Genomic DNA, 16946 nt, shown 5'->3' with positions numbered 1-16946 from the left:
CACCGTCTCCGTCCGCGCGATCATCGTCGCCCGGAAGTCGGACAGGTTCGTAAACACCTTCTGGATTCGGGCACGCAGCTCGGGGACGACCCGCAACCCGACGCCACCTGGATAACTGCGGCACTAGAGTCGGTTGCATGGTTTCCGGTGAGGCGCCGCAGGCAGATGGAAGCGTTCGGGTCGACGTCTGGATCTGGTCGGTCCGGCTGACGAAAACCCGTTCGCAGGCCGCTGCTGCCTGCCGCGCTGGACATGTGAAGGTCGCCGGCGAGCGTGCCAAGCCCGCCCAGGCGTTGCACGTCGGCGACGAGGTACGGCTCCGGCACGCGGGCCGGGACCGGATCGTCATCGTGTCGAAGATCGTGAAGAAGCGGGTCGGCCCTCCGGTGGCGGCGGAGTGCTTCGTCGACAACAGTCCGCCTCCGCCGCCGCGCGAGGCGGCGATCCAGGTTCCCGTACGGGACCGGGGAGCGGGGCGGCCGACGAAGCGGGACCGGCGGGAGATGGAGCGGTTGCGTGGGGCCGGCCCCTCGCTAGATCACTGATGGTGCGCCTCGGACGGGCTTGGGGAGAACACGGACGCCCGGCTGGGAAACCCCAGCCGAGCGCCTGCCTGAACTGCTCGCGGCCTGATCAACACGACCATGTGTTGCAACGCCCCTGGAAAGCGCCATGCCGGTCAGGGGCCCTTGACGCGATCAGCCTCGGTCAGCCGTCGGACTCCGGCGACGGGAGGTAGGCGCCCGGCACGTCCTCCGGCTCGAAGATCTTCTTCTCGCCGGGGTACGGCTTGCTCCACCCGTGCGTCTCGTACCACGTGAAGTGGTTCATCTGAGCGGGGTTCGCGAAGTCGGGCTGGGCGTTGGGCCCGGTCAGCCGCTGCTTCGACTTCCACTTCTCCCACTTCGCCGCGAGCTCCTTCTTGTCCGCCGGCACCTTCGGCGACGGCACGGCCGCTGCCTTGGGGTTCTGCGGCGCCGGGGTGTCCACGCCGCAGGCGGGCGGGGTCGGCAGGCCATCGGTCAGCGGGACCCGGTTGGGCAGCGCGGTGAACGGCGTGAAGTCCGGCTTCTCGGTGAACGCCCCACGCATCGGGCTGGCCGCGCTGTCCCTCTGGTTCATCGGGTGGATCCCGAGGATCTGCTCGATGGTCCGGATCATCGTGATCTGGGAGTAGTAGCGGCTGTCGACAGTGCCGTGCTGGGCCCAGGGGCTGATGATCTGGACCGGGGCACGGTGGCCGTCGACGTGGTCGAGGCCGGCCTGGGAGTCGTCCTCGACAACGAAGATCGCCGAGTCCTTCCAGTACTTGCTGTGCGAGATCGTGTCGACGATCTTGCCGACCGCGAGGTCGTTGTCCGCGACCTGAGCGGCCGAGTTCGCCGGACCGCCGGTGTGGTCGCTGGAGAGCCAGAACATGTTCAGGTTCGCCGGACCGTTCTTCTCGAAGTCCTGCTTCCAGATCTGGGCCCGGTAGATGTCCGGGACGCCGAGGTCGAACTTCGGGAAGCCGGGCACCGACACGTCGTTGAGCGACGGGATCGGCGAGGACGACTTCAGGGTGTAGGCGGTTTCCTGACCGGTCGCCTCCATGTTCTTGCTGTCGCAGTACAGGTTCTGCCAGGTCGCGTCCGCCGGCTTGGTCAGGAACTGGTGGAACTCGCCGAAGTCCCGCACGGTCTTGCCCGCCGCCTGCGCACCGCTCCACAGGAAGCCGGTCTGCTGGTGGCCGAGAGCGTCGTCCTGGGTGTCGTAGCTGCGCTTGTACTCACCGGCCGAGGACTCGGTGTACTCCGGGTTGTCGGACTGCATCAGCCAGTTGTGACCCTCGGCAGAGTTCGTGCCGATGTCGTAGGTGTTGTCGTACAGCCCGAACTGCTTGGCCATCGCGTGCTGGTTCGGCGTCACGTTCTCGCCGAACTGCGCCAGCTTCGGGTCGCCGTTGCCCTGCGGGATGTCACCGAAGACCTGGTCGTAGGTCCGGTTCTCCTTGACGATCAGGAAGACGTGCTTGATCGTCGAGGGGTCGCCGAGCTTCACCGGGACCGGCACCGGCTTTTTGGCCTTGCCCTCGCCCTGGGCCAGCTTGACCGAGTCCTTGGTCCAGCCGTTCCGTTTGAAGACCTTGGCCGTCTGGGACTTGATGACGCGGTCGTCCGGCAGCGTGAACCGCTGCACGCTCGACGTCGTGTCGTGCGTGCCGTGCCCGGCCTTGTTGCTGGCGCGGCGGGCGTCGATACCACGGGTGTTGGAGACCACCACCTGGTCGCCGACCGTGGTGATCTCCGACGGGAAGAAGTCCGTCGGGAGCAGGCCGACGTAGCTGACCGGCTCCTGCGGGGACGTGTACCGGTAGACGGCGACCGCGTTGGCGCCGCCGAGGGTCACCAGCAGGTGACCGTCGTCGGTGAGTGTCACCGCGTTGGGGTGGTAGCCCACCGACGCCTCCGGCCACGGCTGGGCGGCGATGGTCTGCACGACCTTGTTGTTGCGCGTGTCGACGACCGACACGTCGTTGGTGGCGGTGTTGGTGACGAACAGCGCCCCGTCCTTGGCGTATACGGCGGTCGGGTGCAGACCGACGTCGATGCTCCCGACGGCGGCAGACGGGTCCGCCAGGTCGATGACGCTGACCGTGCCGGTGGTGGTGGCACCGGTCTTCAGGTCGGCCGGCACCTGGGTTCCGTACGAGTTCAACGTGGTGTCGCCGGGCTTCGCCGGTCGCCCGCCCTCATTGCTGACATAGAGCTTGGTGCCGACCTGGACCATGCCACGCGGGGCGTTGCCCACGGCCCAGCTCTGCTCGATGGCCCCGGTCGCCGCGTCGATGGCGACCACCCGGTTCTGGCCGTTGACGGCGGAGTACACGGTGGAGCCGTCGGCCGAGAACACCGCCGCACCCACCAGCGCGCGCTTGGACCCGTCCGCCGGGATCTTGACGAACGTCGGGTTGGCGACGCTGCCGTCCGGGTTCACGGTGAACCTGGTGTAGCCGTCGGCCTGGCCCAGCCACAGCTGCGAACCGTCGGGCGAGTACGTGGGGCCTTCCTGGCCCACGTCGTTGCCGCTGATACGCAGATCCGCCGACGCGTTGTTGCCGACGAGCTGCTGCACCTTCCAGTTCTTCAGGTCCACGATGGCGAGCGCCATTCCACCGTCGGTGACCGAGGCCGCGACGTGGGTGCCGTCCGGGCTGACCGAGGACGACATGATCTTGCCGTTGTCGATGACGAGGCGCTCGCCGATCGGGTCGATGTACTGGTCGCTGGAGACGAGCTGACCAAGCTCGGTGGTCTGGCCGACCTGGTCGGTGCCGAACTGGTGCGTCGCGGCGAAACCGATGCCACCGCTGACGGCGAGGACGACCGCGGTGGCGGCTGCCGTCATGAGGGTCCTCCGGCTGCCGGTCCGTTGGCCGAGAAGGCCTGAAGCGTTCTTCTCGGCATGCACGCGGCGGCGTGTGACCTGCATTGAGTCATCCCTTCGGGGTGGTGTGAAGCAGTTCGACATTGCCGTCGAACTGCCAAAGCGGGTTCGGTGCATCCCCGTTCGGGGTCCGCACCAGGAAGTAGCCGTTCACTTCCTTCGGTCCGTCGCCATCGGCCACGAACCGCCCGTCTGCGGTGACGTCGAGCTGGTAGATGGCCGTCCCTGTGGTCTCGACGCCGGGGAGATGCCAGGTGACGACGCAACGCCAGTCGTTGCCCGGCCCCTGTGCGGCGACCTTGCCGCCGCCCTTGTTGCACTCCGCGGTGACCTTCAGCTGCGCCTCGGTGACGTCCGGGCGGTTGAGCTGCTTGGTCTGCATGCGGTAGAGGTGCGCGAATGCCGTGGCGACCGACTGCTGCACCTTGTCCTGCTCGATTCCGGAGCCCGTCGACGGTGTCGCCACGGCGACGCCCCCGACCGTGAGGGCGGTCAGTCCGGCCAGCGGCAGGAGTCCGGTGGTGATCGCGCGGCGCCCGGAGCCGTCGTAGGTCAAGTTGGTGAAGTCGCGCCGCAGGAAAAGCAAATACGCCAGGGCCGTGGCGACCACCGCCCACACCAGGCTGACCACGATGCCGATCAGGAGCGGGCCGAGCTGTGCCGGGCTGGTGAACAGGCCGTTCCAGGCGATGAAGGCGTAGCCGGGCAGGGCGAGGCGTACGGCGACAGGCAGCGGCAGCATCTGGGCGAGCTGCATGGCGAGCGCGACGAGCGCGGGCAGCAGCAGCCCCATCGGGGACCGCCCCAGCGCGATGGACCCGAGCAGTCCGATCGCGGCGAGGGCCAGGGTCGGGCCGAGTACGCAGACCCAGGCGAGCAGGACCTTGACGGCGGCGTCCGAAGGCATCAGCAGGTGGCCGTCGAGACCGACCAGCGGCTGGTTGCCGACCGCCACGACGCCGCCGACCGTGCTGGAACAGGCCAGCCCGGCCACGAGCAGCCCGATGACGGTGAGGCTGGCCAGTGCCTTCGCTGCGAAGATCCGTCGAGGCGACCGGACCGCCACGAGCAGGTGGCGCCAGGTGCCGAGCCGGTCCTCGGAGGCGAACACATCGCCGGCGACCACCGAGATCAGCAGCGGGAGCGCCCAGGTGCCCGCGAAACCGAGCACCACCAGCGGTCCGGCCCACCCCGTGGCGAGCATCCAGCGACCGAAGAGGGTGTCGGAGGGGAGCGTGCTCTGCCGGCTCACCGCGGCGACGAAGAGCCCTGGCGCGACCCAGCAGGCGAGGACCAGCAAGCGGATACGCGCTTGCGAGACGAGCTTGACCAGCTCGAAGCGGTAGACGCGCCCCACTGAGACGCGCCCCACTGAGACGCGGCGGGCGCTGACAACGTTGGCGTCGGTGATGGTCGAGGTCATCGGCCGGCCTCCTGCTGTTCGGTGAGGGCGAGGAACGCGGCTTCGAGCGGCGACACCACGGCGGCGAGCTCACGCAACGCGATGTCCGCGTTCACGAGCCGCACCACCAGTTCGTCGAGGGCGGGCACCGGCGCGCGCACGACGAGCACCCCGGCGTCGTGCCGTGTCCCGGCGTCGTCGGCCACCTGGACCCCAGCCGTGTCGGCAGCCAGCAGGCGGGCGGCCTGTGGGTCGGAGGTGCGCAGCCGGTAGTCGAGTTCACGATTCTCGGCGGCCAGCTTGCTCAGCGGGCCGGAGAAGACGACCCGTCCGGTGGCGAGGATGGTGACGTCGGAGCACAGTGCCTCGAGGTCGTCCATGCGGTGACTCGAGAGCACGACGCTGGTCCCGTCCGCGGCGAGCCGGGTCAGCACACCGTGTACGTGTTTCTTGCCGGCCGGGTCGAGGCCGTTGGAAGGTTCGTCGAGCACGAGCAGCCGAGGCTTGGTGAGCAGGGCGGCGGCGAGCCCGAGCCGCTGACGCATGCCGAGGGAGAAGCCGCGGGCCCGGTCGTCGGCGACATCGGTGAGCCCGACCTGCTCGAGCACGTCGTCGATCCCCGTTGTCCGCGCGTCGAGGCCGCGCAGAGCCGCCAGCGCGGCGAGGTTCTGCCTGGCGGTGAGCGAGGGGTAGAGACCGGGCCCGTCCACGAAGCCGGCGACACCGTCCAGAACGGCGAGCCCCCGCCCGACCTGCGTACCCAGGATCTCGAGGGAGCCGCTGTCGGCGACGGCCAGGCCCAGCAGAAGACCGAGCAATGTCGTCTTGCCGGCGCCGTTCGGCCCGACCAAGCCGTGGATCTGTCCCTGCGTCACATCCAGGTCGATGCCGTCGAGTGCGATGACGTCGCCGAAACGTTTGGTGATCCCGCGAGCCCGGATCGCGAGCAGTGTGTCCATGAGTGCCTTCTTTCGCAGCCCTCAAGGACCGTAGGGAGGACACACGACACAGGCGGGAACAGCGAGTTGAACGCTCATGGAACGGAAGTCAGCGAGCGTGTTCACGACAATACGGGCAAGTCCGTGCAGAAGGCGCCCTCTTGCGGACCACTCTTCCCCGGCCGCCTGCCGCCGCACGTCGAACCCGGTCGGCTACGGGCGCTGCCCGCCGCCGTGTACTCTGCGCGCCGCCCACAGCCGCCCGAGCACCGCGCACAGCGCCACCGCCAGCCCCGTGGCGAACACGATCCACACCGTCGTGCGCAGCGAGCTCGTCAGCGCGTCGTACACCGCCGCGACAGTGCCTGTCTCGCCGTACGGCGTCTCGGACAGCACCCGGTCGCGGGCGACCGCGATCAGCGCGCGCAGCACGAGTGCCCCCAGCGCGAAACCGAACCCGACCACCGCGGTGGCCGAGAGCGCGGCGAGCGCGGAACGCCCGCGCCCCGGTCCGCCGCGCACCCAGGCCACGACCACGGTCAGGACAGCGAACACGACCGTGCCCACAGCGGGCCAGATGCTGCCGGCCCGCAGCCACCAGAAGGTCTGGCGCAACCGGTCGGCGCGGTCGGCGGAAATGATCGTGATCTCGGTGTGCTGGACCGGGATCCGGTCGGCGAACGGCACCCCGTTCTCCTCCAGGTGCTGTTTGACCTGCTCTGTCATCGGCGCGAGATCGATGGTCACGGCCTCGCCGGTGCTGCCGTTCAGCGCGGCGGTCACGGCCTCGTGAGCGGTGCGGTTGGCGCTGGTCCACGCGGCCCGGAAGACGTCGGTGGTGGTGAAGGACATCACCGCCTCGTGCAGGAGGTTCCGCACGGTGCTCTGGAGCGGCCCGGCGTCGATCTGCTTCATCGCCCCGTCGGTGATGAGGTCGCTGACGCTGCTCCGTACCTCGGGGGCGGAGGCGAGCGGGGCCACTGCCGCGACGTAACGGTCCGTGTTGTCGATTTCCAGATCCACCCAGGCGGAGAGTGCGCTCAGCGGGACGAGCACGGCGAGCAGCACCAGCACCACCACCGCCAGAACCGTCGAGAGATGCGTCCGCACCTCTCCAGGGAATCCCGTACGGGAGCGGTGCGCCCCGGGCCCTGCGCCATCCGAGTTGCCGGGCGGCGCGGCCGGGTGTGCTCTGGAGGGAAAGGAGGCGACGGAAGGAGCTCTCCGCCATGGCCACTCATGCAGCGATGCCGCGCCGCGGACGGGCCGGGGCCAGGTCAGGTGAACGTCGGCACAGCGCGCTCGCCTGGGCCATACCCGTCATCCTGGGCGCGGCGTACGGCCTCTACGCGTCGTTCATTCTCCGCAACAACGGCGCGAGCGGCGGCCGGCAGTTCTGGTACGGCCTGATCTGCGCGGTGGTGCTCGCCGTTCTCTGCTTCGCCCTGGGCCGGATTCAGCCCACCATGATCCCGCTCGTGCGGGCAGTGGCATACGGCGCGCTGACGTCCGCGGCGTTCGGCCTGCTTGTCGGGCTGACCGATTCGAGCGTGCTGCGGTCCTCGGCGCTGGGACTGTCGGTCGGCCTCGGGATGTTCATCACCACGTTCTACATCTTCTACACGCGAGAGAAGACGTGAGCGCGTCTCCGTCGGATCCTTGGCCCCAGCATCAGCGGTGCCGGGGCTTCCCCTTCGGCGTGAGCAAGTACGGGGGCGCGCCGACATGAGGACGGGCCCGCACAGGGCGCGGGCCCGTCCTCATCTGCCTCATCTGCCGCGCGGTTGCGGTTCAGTCGCGTACGACCGTCACCGGGCATGGTGCGTGCTGGGTGACATGGAGGCTGACCGAGCCGAGCAGGGTCGCCTTGAAGCCGCTGTAGCCGCGAGCACCGACGACCAGCAGGTTCGCACCCTTGGCGCGCTCCAGCAGCGACTGGGCCGGGTTGCCGATCACCACGACCTTGCTGACCGCGGCCGCACCCTCGGCGCCCAGGGCCTCTTCCAGCGCTTCGGTGAGGGCCACGGTCGCCACGGCCTGCGGGTCGAAGTCCTCCGGCATGCCCGGCATCATCAACCCCCAGCTGGTCGCGGGGTACTCCCAGCTGTTGACAGCCTCCACTGTGTCACCGGTCAGTTCCGCCTGGCGTACAGCCCAGTGCAGCGCCTTGATCGACGGCTCGGAGCCGTCAACGCCCACCACGATCCTGCCCATCTCTGCCTCCAGCTCGGTTCCGCTCAGTACGCAGATGCGCCGTGTGAGAAAACCCCGCACGACGCATCTTTCTTGCCAACTCTAATCAAATCGGACGGGGTTTCGGACGGCGGGGTCCTTGGCCGGGCCGAAGACCGGCTTGGTCCGGTCGGGGGCGGTTTGGTCCGGCCGGAGGTGACTCGGTGGACTGGTGGACACGGTGGTCAGGCCTTCTTCGTGGCCGTACGGGCGGCCACGGCGGGGTGGACGGGACCGGAGTCCGGCACTCCGGCCGGCCGGAGGCCGGCGAACTCCTTGCGCAGCACCGGCACGACCTCCTCGCCGAGGATGTCGAGCTGCTCCAGGACCGTCTTCAGCGGCAGTCCTGCGTGGTCCATCAGGAACAGCTGGCGCTGGTAGTCACCCACGGCGTCCCGGAAGGACAGGGTCCGCTCGATGACCTCCTGCGGGGAGCCGACGGTCAGCGGGGTCTGCCGGGAGAAGTCCTCCAGGGAAGGGCCGTGCCCGTAGACCGGCGCGTTGTCGAAGTACGGGCGGAACTCCCGTACCGCGTCCTGCGAGTTCTTGCGCATGAACACCTGACCGCCGAGGCCGACGATGGCCTGCTCGGCGGTGCCGTGCCCGTAGTGCGCGTACCGCCGGCGATAGAGGTCCACCATCTTCTTCGTGTGCTCGATGGGCCAGAAGATGTTGTTGTGGAAGAAGCCGTCCCCGTAGTACGCGGCCTGCTCGGCGATCTCCGGGGAGCGGATGGAGCCGTGCCAGACGAACGGCGGGACGCCGTCCAGCGGGCGCGGGGTCGCGGTGAAGGACTGCAAGGGCGTACGGAACTTGCCCTCCCAGTCGACGACGTCCTCGCGCCACAGCTTGTGCAGCAGGGCGTAGTTCTCGATGGCGAGCGGGATGCCCTGGCGGATGTCCTTGCCGAACCACGGGTAGACCGGGCCGGTGTTGCCGCGCCCCATCATCAGGTCGACGCGGCCTTCCGCGAGGTGCTGGAGCGTCGCGTAGTCCTCGGCGATCTTCACCGGGTCGTTGGTGGTGATCAGCGTGGTGGACGTGGACAGGATGATGTGCTCGGTGCGGGCGGCGATGTAGCCGAGCGTGGTCGTCGGCGAGGACGGGATGAATGGCGGGTTGTGGTGCTCGCCGGTGGCGAAGACGTCCAGGCCGACCTCCTCCGCCTTCTGGGCGATGGCGATGGTGGCCTTGATCCGCTCGTGCTCGCTGGGTGTCCTGCCGGTCGTCGGGTCGGTGGTGACGTCTCCGACGGTGAAGATCCCGAACTGCATGGCGCCCGCCTCCGTATTGTTGAACTTTGAACTATATGAGCACACCTTACAACGGGACGTCCCCCTGACCTATTCCACTGGGGGGCCACCGCCGAGGTGATAGGGCGGCTACAGGGAGGGGTCCGGGCGAACCGCGAGCGGGAATGATAGTTGCTGGGTATCATTGCGTCATGCTGTACGAGATGCCAGGCCTGGACTCAGCCGACCTTCAGGTCCTGGAGCAGATCAATGGCCTGCGCGAACAACTGCGGCATGCGGTGCAGCAGGCTCCGATGAAGTGGACCCTTGATCTGCGCAAGGCCCTGACGGCCAGCGCCATCGCGGCGTCGAACACGATCGAGGGCTACCGGGTCGATGCCGTGGACGTCGCCGACCTGATGGACGGCGAGCGCGAGGTCGAGGCCAGTGACGAGAACAAGGCGGAGACGCTGGCCTACCAGCAGGCCATGACGTACATCCAGTCACTGCACGATGTGACTGATTTCCGCTACAGCAAGGAACTCCTCAACAGCATGCACTGGATGCTCCAGGGGCATCACCACCCCCGCAGGCTCGCCGGACAGTGGCGCAGGACCTCGATCCGCATCACCGCACCGGGCGACGAGCTCGCCACCGATTACGAAGGTCCTGACCAGGAACGGGTTCCCGGGCTCATGAGCGAGCTCGTGGACTGGCTCAACGAGGGTGACCTGGACAGTCATGTCCTGCTCCGTGCTGCCATGGCCCACCTGAACCTGGTGAAGATCCACCCCTGGTCCGACGGCAACGGCCGCATGTCCCGCTCGCTGCAGACCCTTCTCATCGCACGCGGCGGCGTCCTCGCCCCCGAGTTCTCCTCGATCGAGGAATGGCTGGGCATGCCGGGCAACACCTGGGACTACTACAAGGTGTTGCGAGAGGTCGGAGGACCGGTCTGGTCGCCGGAGCGCGACACCTTGCCCTGGATCAAATTCAACCTGCTCGCCTACCACCAGCAGACACAGCGGGTGCAGCGTCGTGTCGAACGGTCCAACGACTGCTGGACGCAGCTCATGGAAGAGGCCGACGCGCACGGGATCACCGAACGACAGGTGACGGCGCTCCACGAAGTGGCGATGGTGGGGCGGGTGCGCCGCTCCCGCTACGAGAAGGCCGAAGCGATCAACACCCAGCAGGCGACGCGTGACCTGCAGGCGCTGACCAAGGCCCAGCTACTCACCGCCGTGGGCCGGACGAAGGGCCGCCATTACGTCGCCGGGCCGCGGTTCCCGGAGCGGGTGCTGGCCACCGCCCGGCGACACCACACCATCCGCAACCCGTACGCCACGTAGCGGCACCATTCAGCGCCATGGGCGCACCACCTGGGTCATCTCGGCGTCGGCGTCGAGGTCCGGGGCGGGCGCGGGGCGGCGTGCGGTGTCGCTGATGCGGATCAGGATGCCGACGAGGGCCCAGTTGGCGATGACGGAGGATCCGCCGTACGCCAGGAACGGCATCGTCATACCGGTCAGCGGGATCAGGCCCATCACACCGCCGGCGACGACGAAGACCTGCAGCGCGAACGCGCCCGACAGGCCGATGGCGAGCAGCTTGCCGAACGGGTCGCGGGCCGCGAGGGCGGTGCGTACGCCGCGCTCCACGATCAGGCCGTAGATCAGCAGGATCGCCATGATGCCCGTCAGACCCAGTTCCTCGCCGAAGGTGGCAAGGATGAAGTCGGAGTTGGAGGCGAACCGGATGAGGTCGGAGCGGCCCTGGCCGAGGCCGGTGCCGAGGGTGCCTCCGGAGCCGAACGCCCACAGCGCCTGCATCGACTGCTCGGTGTGACCGGCCACGTTCTGGCGGCTGAGCATGTACTCGTGCATGGGGTCTAGCCAGGCCTGGACACGTTGCTGAACGTGCGGCTCGAAGGAGGCGACACCGACGGCTCCGGCCGCGGACATCAGCAGACCGAAGACGATCCAGCTGGTCCGCTCGGTGGCGACGTACAGCACGATGACGAACATTCCGAAAAACAGCAGCGACGTGCCGAGGTCGGTCTCGAAGACGAGGATCAGGATCGAGAGGAACCAGACGACCAGGATCGGGCCGAGGTCGCGGCCGCGCGGCAGGTACAGGCCCATGAAGCGGCGGCTGGCCAGGGCCAGCGCGTCGCGCTTGACCATCAGAAAGCCGGAGAAGAAGACCGCGAGCACGATCTTCGCGAACTCACCGGGCTGAATGCTGAAGCTGCCGACGCGGATCCAGATCTTGGCGCCGTATACGTTGGCGCCCAGGCCCGGGACCAGCGGAAGCAGCAGCAGGAACAGCGCGCCCACCATGGATATGTAGGTGTAGCGCTGCAGGACGCGGTGGTCCTTGAGGAATATCAGCACCACGATGAACAGCGCGACGCCTATCGCCGTGTACATCAGCTGCCGTGGCGCGGCTGTTCCCGCCTGCTTGATCGACTGCAGCAGCTCGGACTGGTCCAGCCGCCAGATGACGACCAGGCCGAGCCCATTCAGCAGCGTGGCCAGCGGCAGCAGCAGCGGGTCCGCGTACGGCGCGGACTTCCGTACGACGAGATGGGCGAAGCCGGCCAGCAGGCCCAGGCCCAGGCCGTAGCTCAGCAGGCCGGACGGCATCTGGTTGTTGATGGCCAGGCCCACGTTGGCGTAGGCCAACACCGGGATGACGACGGCGAACACCAGCAGCGCGAGCTCGGTGTTGCGGCGGCTCGGCGCGCCGATCGTGGACGTGTGGTGCGTCGGCGTGTTCGTAGCACTGCTCATCGTGTGACAGGGCCTCTCACGGCTGACCGCACAGCGAGCCGACATCCCCTGCTCTTCCTTCGAGAAGCCGGGGGTGGAAGTGGGTGCGGTAGCGGTCTTGGGATGTCGTTTTAGACGTGAAGGAAGCGTGTGTGGTTCCTGTGGTGCCCGTGGTCGGCCGGTCTTGCCCTGGCCCGTCCTGGTGGGTTCTGGCGAGCCGTGTCAGCGATGCCGCTGAACAGTGTGCGTCCCTGGGCATCGCTGAAGATGGCGGTCTTGTTGGTGTTTTGCTTCTTCTTGCCGGACACGAACGCCTTGCGGCCGGGGCGGCCGACGCGGGGCGACGGACCTGCACCTCGGTGCCGTGTGCCGTCGATTCGCAGCTCGACGCCTTCAACTCGTGGGCCAGCGCCGCGTGCGGGAGACCCAGCCGCAGATGCACCAGCGTGATCAACAGCTGGTTGGTGAACACCAGGCGCTGCCTAGTACTCCAGTGGCAGATCGCGATCTTGCTGCTGCTCCGCGGCGAAGCCGTGGAGGTAGAGGTCGCGAAGGACACCGAGTTCGGCACCGTGGTGAGCGGCTTCGTCCAGGGCATGGAGGGCCAGTAGTAGGTAGCTCTCGTGACCGTAGGCGCCAGCGCGGGGGCCCATGGGCTGGAGGAGACGGTCATCGCCGAGGGATTCGACTCGGGTTCGGAATCGGGACCAGTCATTGGTCAGCATCTGGACGCCTTCGGTCGCCGTGCCCGGCCACACGTGCCGGTCACCGCTCTGCGATTCGTCCTCAAAGAAGCGGCCGTAGCCGCGCAGACAGTCTGCTCCAATGTGCCAGATGCGCCAGGCGATCGTCGTGAACGGCGCCGCACGGGCATCGCCTGCGGGCCGTGGGTCGGCACGGAACACGCCGTTCGTATCCGCCCGGAGCGTCATGCACGAGGCAACGGGCTCCCAGTGGTATTCGGCGTCGGTGATGCCGTCAAGGCGAGCCAAGGTTCTGGAACGTACGTCGTCAAAGGTTTCGAGCAGATCTCGGGTGACGGGGCCGGGCGAGGCCATTGGCACCTCCAGGTTCGCCGACAGGTGCGGCCACCGTTGACAGCGTAGACCCTGCCCGCTGGCAGGAGGCGTTCGAGGGCCTGATGGACTGGAAAGCGGGCCGGTTTGCGCGTGTTGAACTCCGCTGACGGATAAGGCGGTCGGTTCTCGCAATGCTCGCGGCGTGTTCTTCGAGCAATTCGCCGAAGTGCGCGCGAGAGACCCCGGGCAGGGCAGGATGCGAGCAAGCCACACAAGCCCAGGAAAGCGTCACAACTCACCCCAGCCGTACGGCCGTTGCCATGTCACGGGTCGGCCAGCAATTCCGCTCCTCAAACGGGCAAGGCGCCTGCCGTGATCCATGTCGTGCGCACACAGATCACATCGGCCGGGATGACCGACATCCACCAGGTTCTCGCTGATCACCACCGATACTGGGTAGACCGCGACCTTCGGCCCCTGCACCTTCTGGCCCCGGTGCAAGAGTTCGGCGAAACCTGTCTGGTCGCCCGAGCCGAGGACGGAATCCACGGGTACGTCATCGGATTCGTCACCCCGACCGGCGCCGGGTACGTACACCTGATCGCTACTCGGGACCTCCGAGGATGCTCCGGCCTTCGGGCCGGGGAGGAATCGGCTCCCTGCGGAGCAGGGCAGTTGAAGAATAATCGCTGTCAGGGTGATTGGTCGTCTGTCGAGATGTTGCCGCGCCCGGCCTCGAGCCGGTGCAGGATTTCGGAGTTGAGGGATCTGCGGGCCGATTTGGCCTGAGTGGTAAGCCACTCGTGCAGGTCGGCGGGCAGGCGGAGTGTGATGCGTACTTCGTGTTCCATGACCGAATTGTATTGGTAGAATGGTGGTATGACGACACCGAAGTTATCGGAGGGTGCCGGGCATGCCCGGTACACCTACCGGCTTCGCGTGTCGTCGTCCGCCCAGGCTGCCCTGCTTGCCGAGTGGGACCGTTGTCGCTGGGTGTGGAACGAATGCGTCGCTAAGTCCCGTACCGTGCACGCCCACAACCGCAAGCACCCCGCGGACAGGCTGACGTGCGGCCCGGCGCAGCTCGACAAGATGCTGACCGACGCCCGTGCCCGCACGCCGTGGCTGGCTGAGGGCGCCTCGGTGCCGCAGCAGCAGATCATCCGGGACTTCGCCAAGTCCCGCTCCAAGGCGCTGAAGGACATCGACACACGCCTGCCCATGCGGCAGCGCGCCGGGATGCCCAGGCCGAAGAAGAAACGCGAGGCGCTGCCCACGCTGAACTACACGCAGCGCGGGTTCCGGCTGAAGGACGGCCGCCTCCACCTCGCGGGCGGCATCAGCCTGACCGTGGTGTGGTCCCGCGAACTGCCTGCCGCACCCACCTCGGTGCGCGTATACCAGGACGCCGTGGGCCACTGGTACTGCTCCTTCGTCGTCGCCACCGAAGTCCAGCCCCTCCCAAAGACGGGCGCCGTCCTCGGCGTGGACTGGGGCGTGAAGGAGACGGCCACCACCACATCCGACGCCCACGACCTCCCCCACCCACAGCACGGACGCAAGGCCCAGGCAAAACTGACCCGGTACGACAAGATGGTGGCACGCCGCAAGCCGAAGAAAGGCCAGGCTTCCTCGAAAGGCCACCGTGAAGCGAAGAAGTCACGCGCCAAGGTCTACGCGAAGACCGCCCGGCAGCGGCAGGACACGGCCCGCAAGTGGGCCAAACGCGTCGTACGCGACCACGACGCCATCGCCGTCGAAGACTTCCGACCGAAGTTCCTCGCCAAGACCACCATGGCCCGCAAAGCCGCCGACGCGGCAATCGGCGCCACCAAGACCGCCCTGACCGAAATGGGCCGCAAACACGGGCGCGACGTGCACCTCGTACACCCCGCCCACACCACCACGGACTGCGCAACGTGCGGAGCGAGAACCAAGCACGCACTACCACTGTCAGAACGCACCTACACCTGCACCACGTGCGGAACCGTCTCACCAAGAGACAAGAACTCCGCCCGCATAATGCTCGTCCGGGCTGGTCTCAACCCGGCTGGTACTGACGGCACAAGACCACCGGGGGCGCTGCTCCCGGAGGCAGCCTGAGCCAGGAATCCCCTCCCCTTCAGGGAGGGGAGGATGTCAAGTCACTCGGAAACACCGGCTCGATCGCATTCCATCGCCGCCTCGGCTTCGACGCGAAGACCGTCGATGACTACAACGGCCCCGGCCAAGCCATGGTCGTCTTTCATCGCATTCTGCCGTTCGACGCAGTGCAGCCCTGAACGACCAGCCGCCCCCTCGCCGGCAATCGCTCCCCAGGTCGGTCTCGCCGGCTCGGGCGGAATTACGTACCGCGCCCGCGAGCTGGGGGCTTTCGGAGCTGGAGGAGGCTGCGGTGCTCGTGCTCTCCGAGTTGCTGACCAATGCCGGGCAGCACGCCCGGGTCCCGGGGAGGGAGATCGAGACCCGGTTCCTGCCGGTGGCCGATGACGGGGTGCGGATCGAGGTGCACGACGCCTCGGACGTGGCGCCGCAGATGCATGAGCCGGAGCGCGGCGCGTGCGGCGGGCGGGGGCTGGTCCTCGTGGCCGCGCTGGCCGAGCGGTGGGGTTACGGGCGCGGCGCGGGCCGGGAAAGGTCGTGTGGGCCGAGCTCGCCCCCGTTAAACTCGGCCCATGACCTCCGTACCGTGCCGAAACTGGTGGCGCTCCTCCTAGGAGCGGCCACCTCCATCTGCACGGAACAGGGCCGTTCGAAACGGACGGCCCTGTTCTCTGCCCTCGTACGGGTACGGATGCCGATCCCGGCGGGCCGTCCTCCACGCAACCAGCACCCGCGAGGAGAGAGCCCCCATGAACACAGCCACTGACACCGTCACACCCAGTGTCGCCGCACCCGCCCAGCGGCGCAGCGCCGAGCTGGAGGAGCAGATCCGGCAGGCCCCGGAACGGTTCCGGGTGATGACCGGGGACCGGCCCACCGGGCCGCTGCACCTCGGGCACTACTTCGGCACCCTTCACAACCGCGTCCGGCTCCAGGACCTCGGGGTGGACGTTTTCGTGATCATCGCCGACTACCAGGTGCTCACCGACCGGGACGTCGCCGACCGGCTCACCGAGCACATGGAGGGGATGCTGCTGGACTACCTGGCCGTCGGGATCGACCCGGCCCGCTCGACGGTCTTCAACCACAGTGCCGTGCCCGCGCTCAACCAGTTGATGCTGCCGTTCCTGAGTCTGGTCTCCGTCGCCGAGCTGAACCGCAATCCCACCGTCAAGGACGAGATCGCGCACTCCCGGCAGTCCGCCGTCAGCGGGCTGATGTTCACGTATCCCGTCCACCAGGCCGCCGACATCCTGTTCTGCAAGGGGAACCTCGTCCCCGTCGGGCAGGACCAGCTGCCACACCTCGAAGTGACCAGGACCGTTGCCCGTCGCTTCAACGAGCGGTACGGGGCGGTCTTCCCGGAACCGGACGCGCTGCTCTCCGCCGCGCCGCTCCTCCTCGGCACCGACGGCACCAAGATGAGCAAGAGCCGGGGCAACTCCATCGCGCTGGGTGCCGACGCGGACGAGACCGCCCGGCTGATCAAGGGCGCGAAGACGGATGCCGAGCGGTACATCACGTACGACCCCGAGAACCGGCCCGGGGTGTCCTCGCTGGTGCTGCTGGCGGCGCTCTGTCTGGACCGCGATCCGCACGCCGTGGCCGAGGAGATCGGCGGCGGGGGTGCCGCAGCCCTCAAACGAACGGTGACCGACGCCGTCAACAGCCGGATGGCGCCCATCCGGGCCCGGCGGGCGGAGTACGCGCAGGACATGGCGTACGTACGATCGTTGCTCCGGGCCGGCAACGAGCGCGCCAATGAGATCGCCGAGGCGACGCTGGACGAGGTGCGGGGGGTGATGGGCGGCGCGCTGTAG

The 16946-nt window shown here is 68.0% G+C and carries 15 protein-coding genes and 2 pseudogenes; 8 read left to right on the top strand and 9 right to left on the bottom strand.

Annotation, left to right across the window (positions count from 1 at the left end):
• Nucleotides 1-137: 137 nt before the first annotated feature.
• A complete protein-coding gene (locus ABT115_RS27210) occupies nt 138-545 on the top strand; it encodes an RNA-binding S4 domain-containing protein (protein ID WP_351795001.1) in 408 nt (135 codons plus the stop codon).
• Nucleotides 546-708: 163 nt separating this feature from the next.
• Here ABT115_RS27210 and ABT115_RS27205 read toward each other — a convergent pair whose 3' ends face one another.
• The 4 genes from ABT115_RS27205 to ABT115_RS27190 form a co-directional block, all read right to left on the bottom strand.
• On the bottom strand, nt 709-3471 hold the full coding sequence (locus tag ABT115_RS27205; RefSeq protein ID WP_351794998.1) for a bifunctional YncE family protein/alkaline phosphatase family protein: 2763 nt from the start codon (nt 3469-3471) through the stop codon (nt 709-711).
• A gap of 4 nt (nt 3472-3475) precedes the next feature.
• Nucleotides 3476-4849 carry an ABC-2 transporter permease family protein gene (locus tag ABT115_RS27200; RefSeq protein WP_351794995.1) on the bottom strand — a complete coding sequence of 458 codons (1374 nt, stop codon included), beginning with the start codon at nt 4847-4849 and terminating at the stop codon, nt 3476-3478.
• The gene (locus ABT115_RS27195) at nt 4846-5787 is read right to left on the bottom strand and encodes an ABC transporter ATP-binding protein (protein WP_351794992.1); all 942 of its coding nucleotides are present in this window, start codon (nt 5785-5787) and stop codon (nt 4846-4848) included. Before ABT115_RS27195 ends, ABT115_RS27200 begins: the two co-directional genes overlap by 4 nt.
• 192 nt (nt 5788-5979) lie before the next feature.
• Complete coding sequence (locus ABT115_RS27190; protein ID WP_351794989.1) at nt 5980-6876, bottom strand: hypothetical protein; 897 nt, start codon at nt 6874-6876, stop codon at nt 5980-5982.
• Nucleotides 6877-6995: 119 nt separating this feature from the next.
• Between ABT115_RS27190 and ABT115_RS27185 the strand changes: the two genes are divergently transcribed.
• Complete coding sequence (locus tag ABT115_RS27185; protein ID WP_351794986.1) at nt 6996-7406, top strand: hypothetical protein; 411 nt, start codon at nt 6996-6998, stop codon at nt 7404-7406.
• Between the two features lie 151 nt (nt 7407-7557).
• On the opposite strand, the gene ABT115_RS27180 is transcribed toward ABT115_RS27185, so the two are convergent.
• Together ABT115_RS27180 and ABT115_RS27175 are read right to left on the bottom strand one after the other, a co-directional pair.
• On the bottom strand, nt 7558-7980 hold the full coding sequence (locus ABT115_RS27180; protein ID WP_351795007.1) for a universal stress protein: 423 nt from the start codon (nt 7978-7980) through the stop codon (nt 7558-7560).
• A gap of 203 nt (nt 7981-8183) precedes the next feature.
• On the bottom strand, nt 8184-9272 hold the full coding sequence (locus ABT115_RS27175; RefSeq protein WP_351794983.1) for an LLM class flavin-dependent oxidoreductase: 1089 nt from the start codon (nt 9270-9272) through the stop codon (nt 8184-8186).
• Between the two features lie 170 nt (nt 9273-9442).
• Here ABT115_RS27175 and ABT115_RS27170 point away from each other — a divergent pair, with 170 nt between their 5' ends.
• Entirely contained in the window at nt 9443-10582 is a 1140-nt protein-coding gene (locus tag ABT115_RS27170) for a Fic family protein (protein WP_351794980.1), read from the top strand.
• A 9-nt stretch (nt 10583-10591) separates the two neighbouring features.
• Here the strand turns inward: ABT115_RS27170 and ABT115_RS27165 are convergent, their stop codons facing one another.
• Both ABT115_RS27165 and ABT115_RS27160 read right to left on the bottom strand, forming a co-directional pair.
• Nucleotides 10592-12025, bottom strand: coding sequence for an FtsW/RodA/SpoVE family cell cycle protein (locus tag ABT115_RS27165; RefSeq protein WP_351794977.1), 1434 nt, complete (start codon nt 12023-12025; stop codon nt 10592-10594).
• A gap of 461 nt (nt 12026-12486) precedes the next feature.
• Complete coding sequence (locus ABT115_RS27160; protein WP_351794974.1) at nt 12487-13062, bottom strand: DinB family protein; 576 nt, start codon at nt 13060-13062, stop codon at nt 12487-12489.
• Nucleotides 13063-13434: 372 nt separating this feature from the next.
• On the opposite strand from ABT115_RS27160, the pseudogene ABT115_RS27155 reads away from it, so the two are divergent.
• Nucleotides 13435-13659: pseudogene (locus tag ABT115_RS27155) on the top strand (GNAT family N-acetyltransferase); the annotation flags it as partial.
• Between the two features lie 56 nt (nt 13660-13715).
• On the opposite strand, the gene ABT115_RS27150 reads toward ABT115_RS27155, so the two are convergent.
• Nucleotides 13716-13874, bottom strand: a complete 159-nt coding sequence (locus ABT115_RS27150) for an Arc family DNA-binding protein (RefSeq protein WP_351794971.1) — start codon at nt 13872-13874, stop codon at nt 13716-13718.
• Between the two features lie 28 nt (nt 13875-13902).
• On the opposite strand from ABT115_RS27150, the gene ABT115_RS27145 reads away from it, so the two are divergent.
• The 4 genes and pseudogenes from ABT115_RS27145 (at nt 13903) to trpS (ending at nt 16946) form a co-directional block, all read left to right on the top strand.
• Complete coding sequence (locus ABT115_RS27145; RefSeq protein WP_351794968.1) at nt 13903-15126, top strand: RNA-guided endonuclease InsQ/TnpB family protein; 1224 nt, start codon at nt 13903-13905, stop codon at nt 15124-15126.
• A gap of 35 nt (nt 15127-15161) precedes the next feature.
• Nucleotides 15162-15305: pseudogene (locus ABT115_RS27140) on the top strand (GNAT family N-acetyltransferase); the annotation flags it as partial.
• On the top strand, nt 15302-15892 hold the full coding sequence (locus ABT115_RS27135; RefSeq protein ID WP_351795004.1) for an ATP-binding protein: 591 nt from the start codon (nt 15302-15304) through the stop codon (nt 15890-15892). The pseudogene ABT115_RS27140 and the gene ABT115_RS27135, both read left to right, overlap by 4 nt.
• Complete coding sequence (trpS, locus tag ABT115_RS27130; protein WP_351794965.1) at nt 15876-16946, top strand: tryptophan--tRNA ligase; 1071 nt, start codon at nt 15876-15878, stop codon at nt 16944-16946. The genes ABT115_RS27135 and trpS overlap by 17 nt, the downstream gene beginning before the upstream one ends.

The sequence above is a fragment of the Streptomyces sp. NPDC001832 genome (assembly GCF_040297265.1).
Classification (GTDB): Bacteria; Actinomycetota; Actinomycetes; order Streptomycetales; family Streptomycetaceae; genus Streptomyces.
The sequence above is the reverse complement of the archived record's forward strand: the minus strand, read 5'-3'. Positions and strand labels throughout refer to the sequence as shown.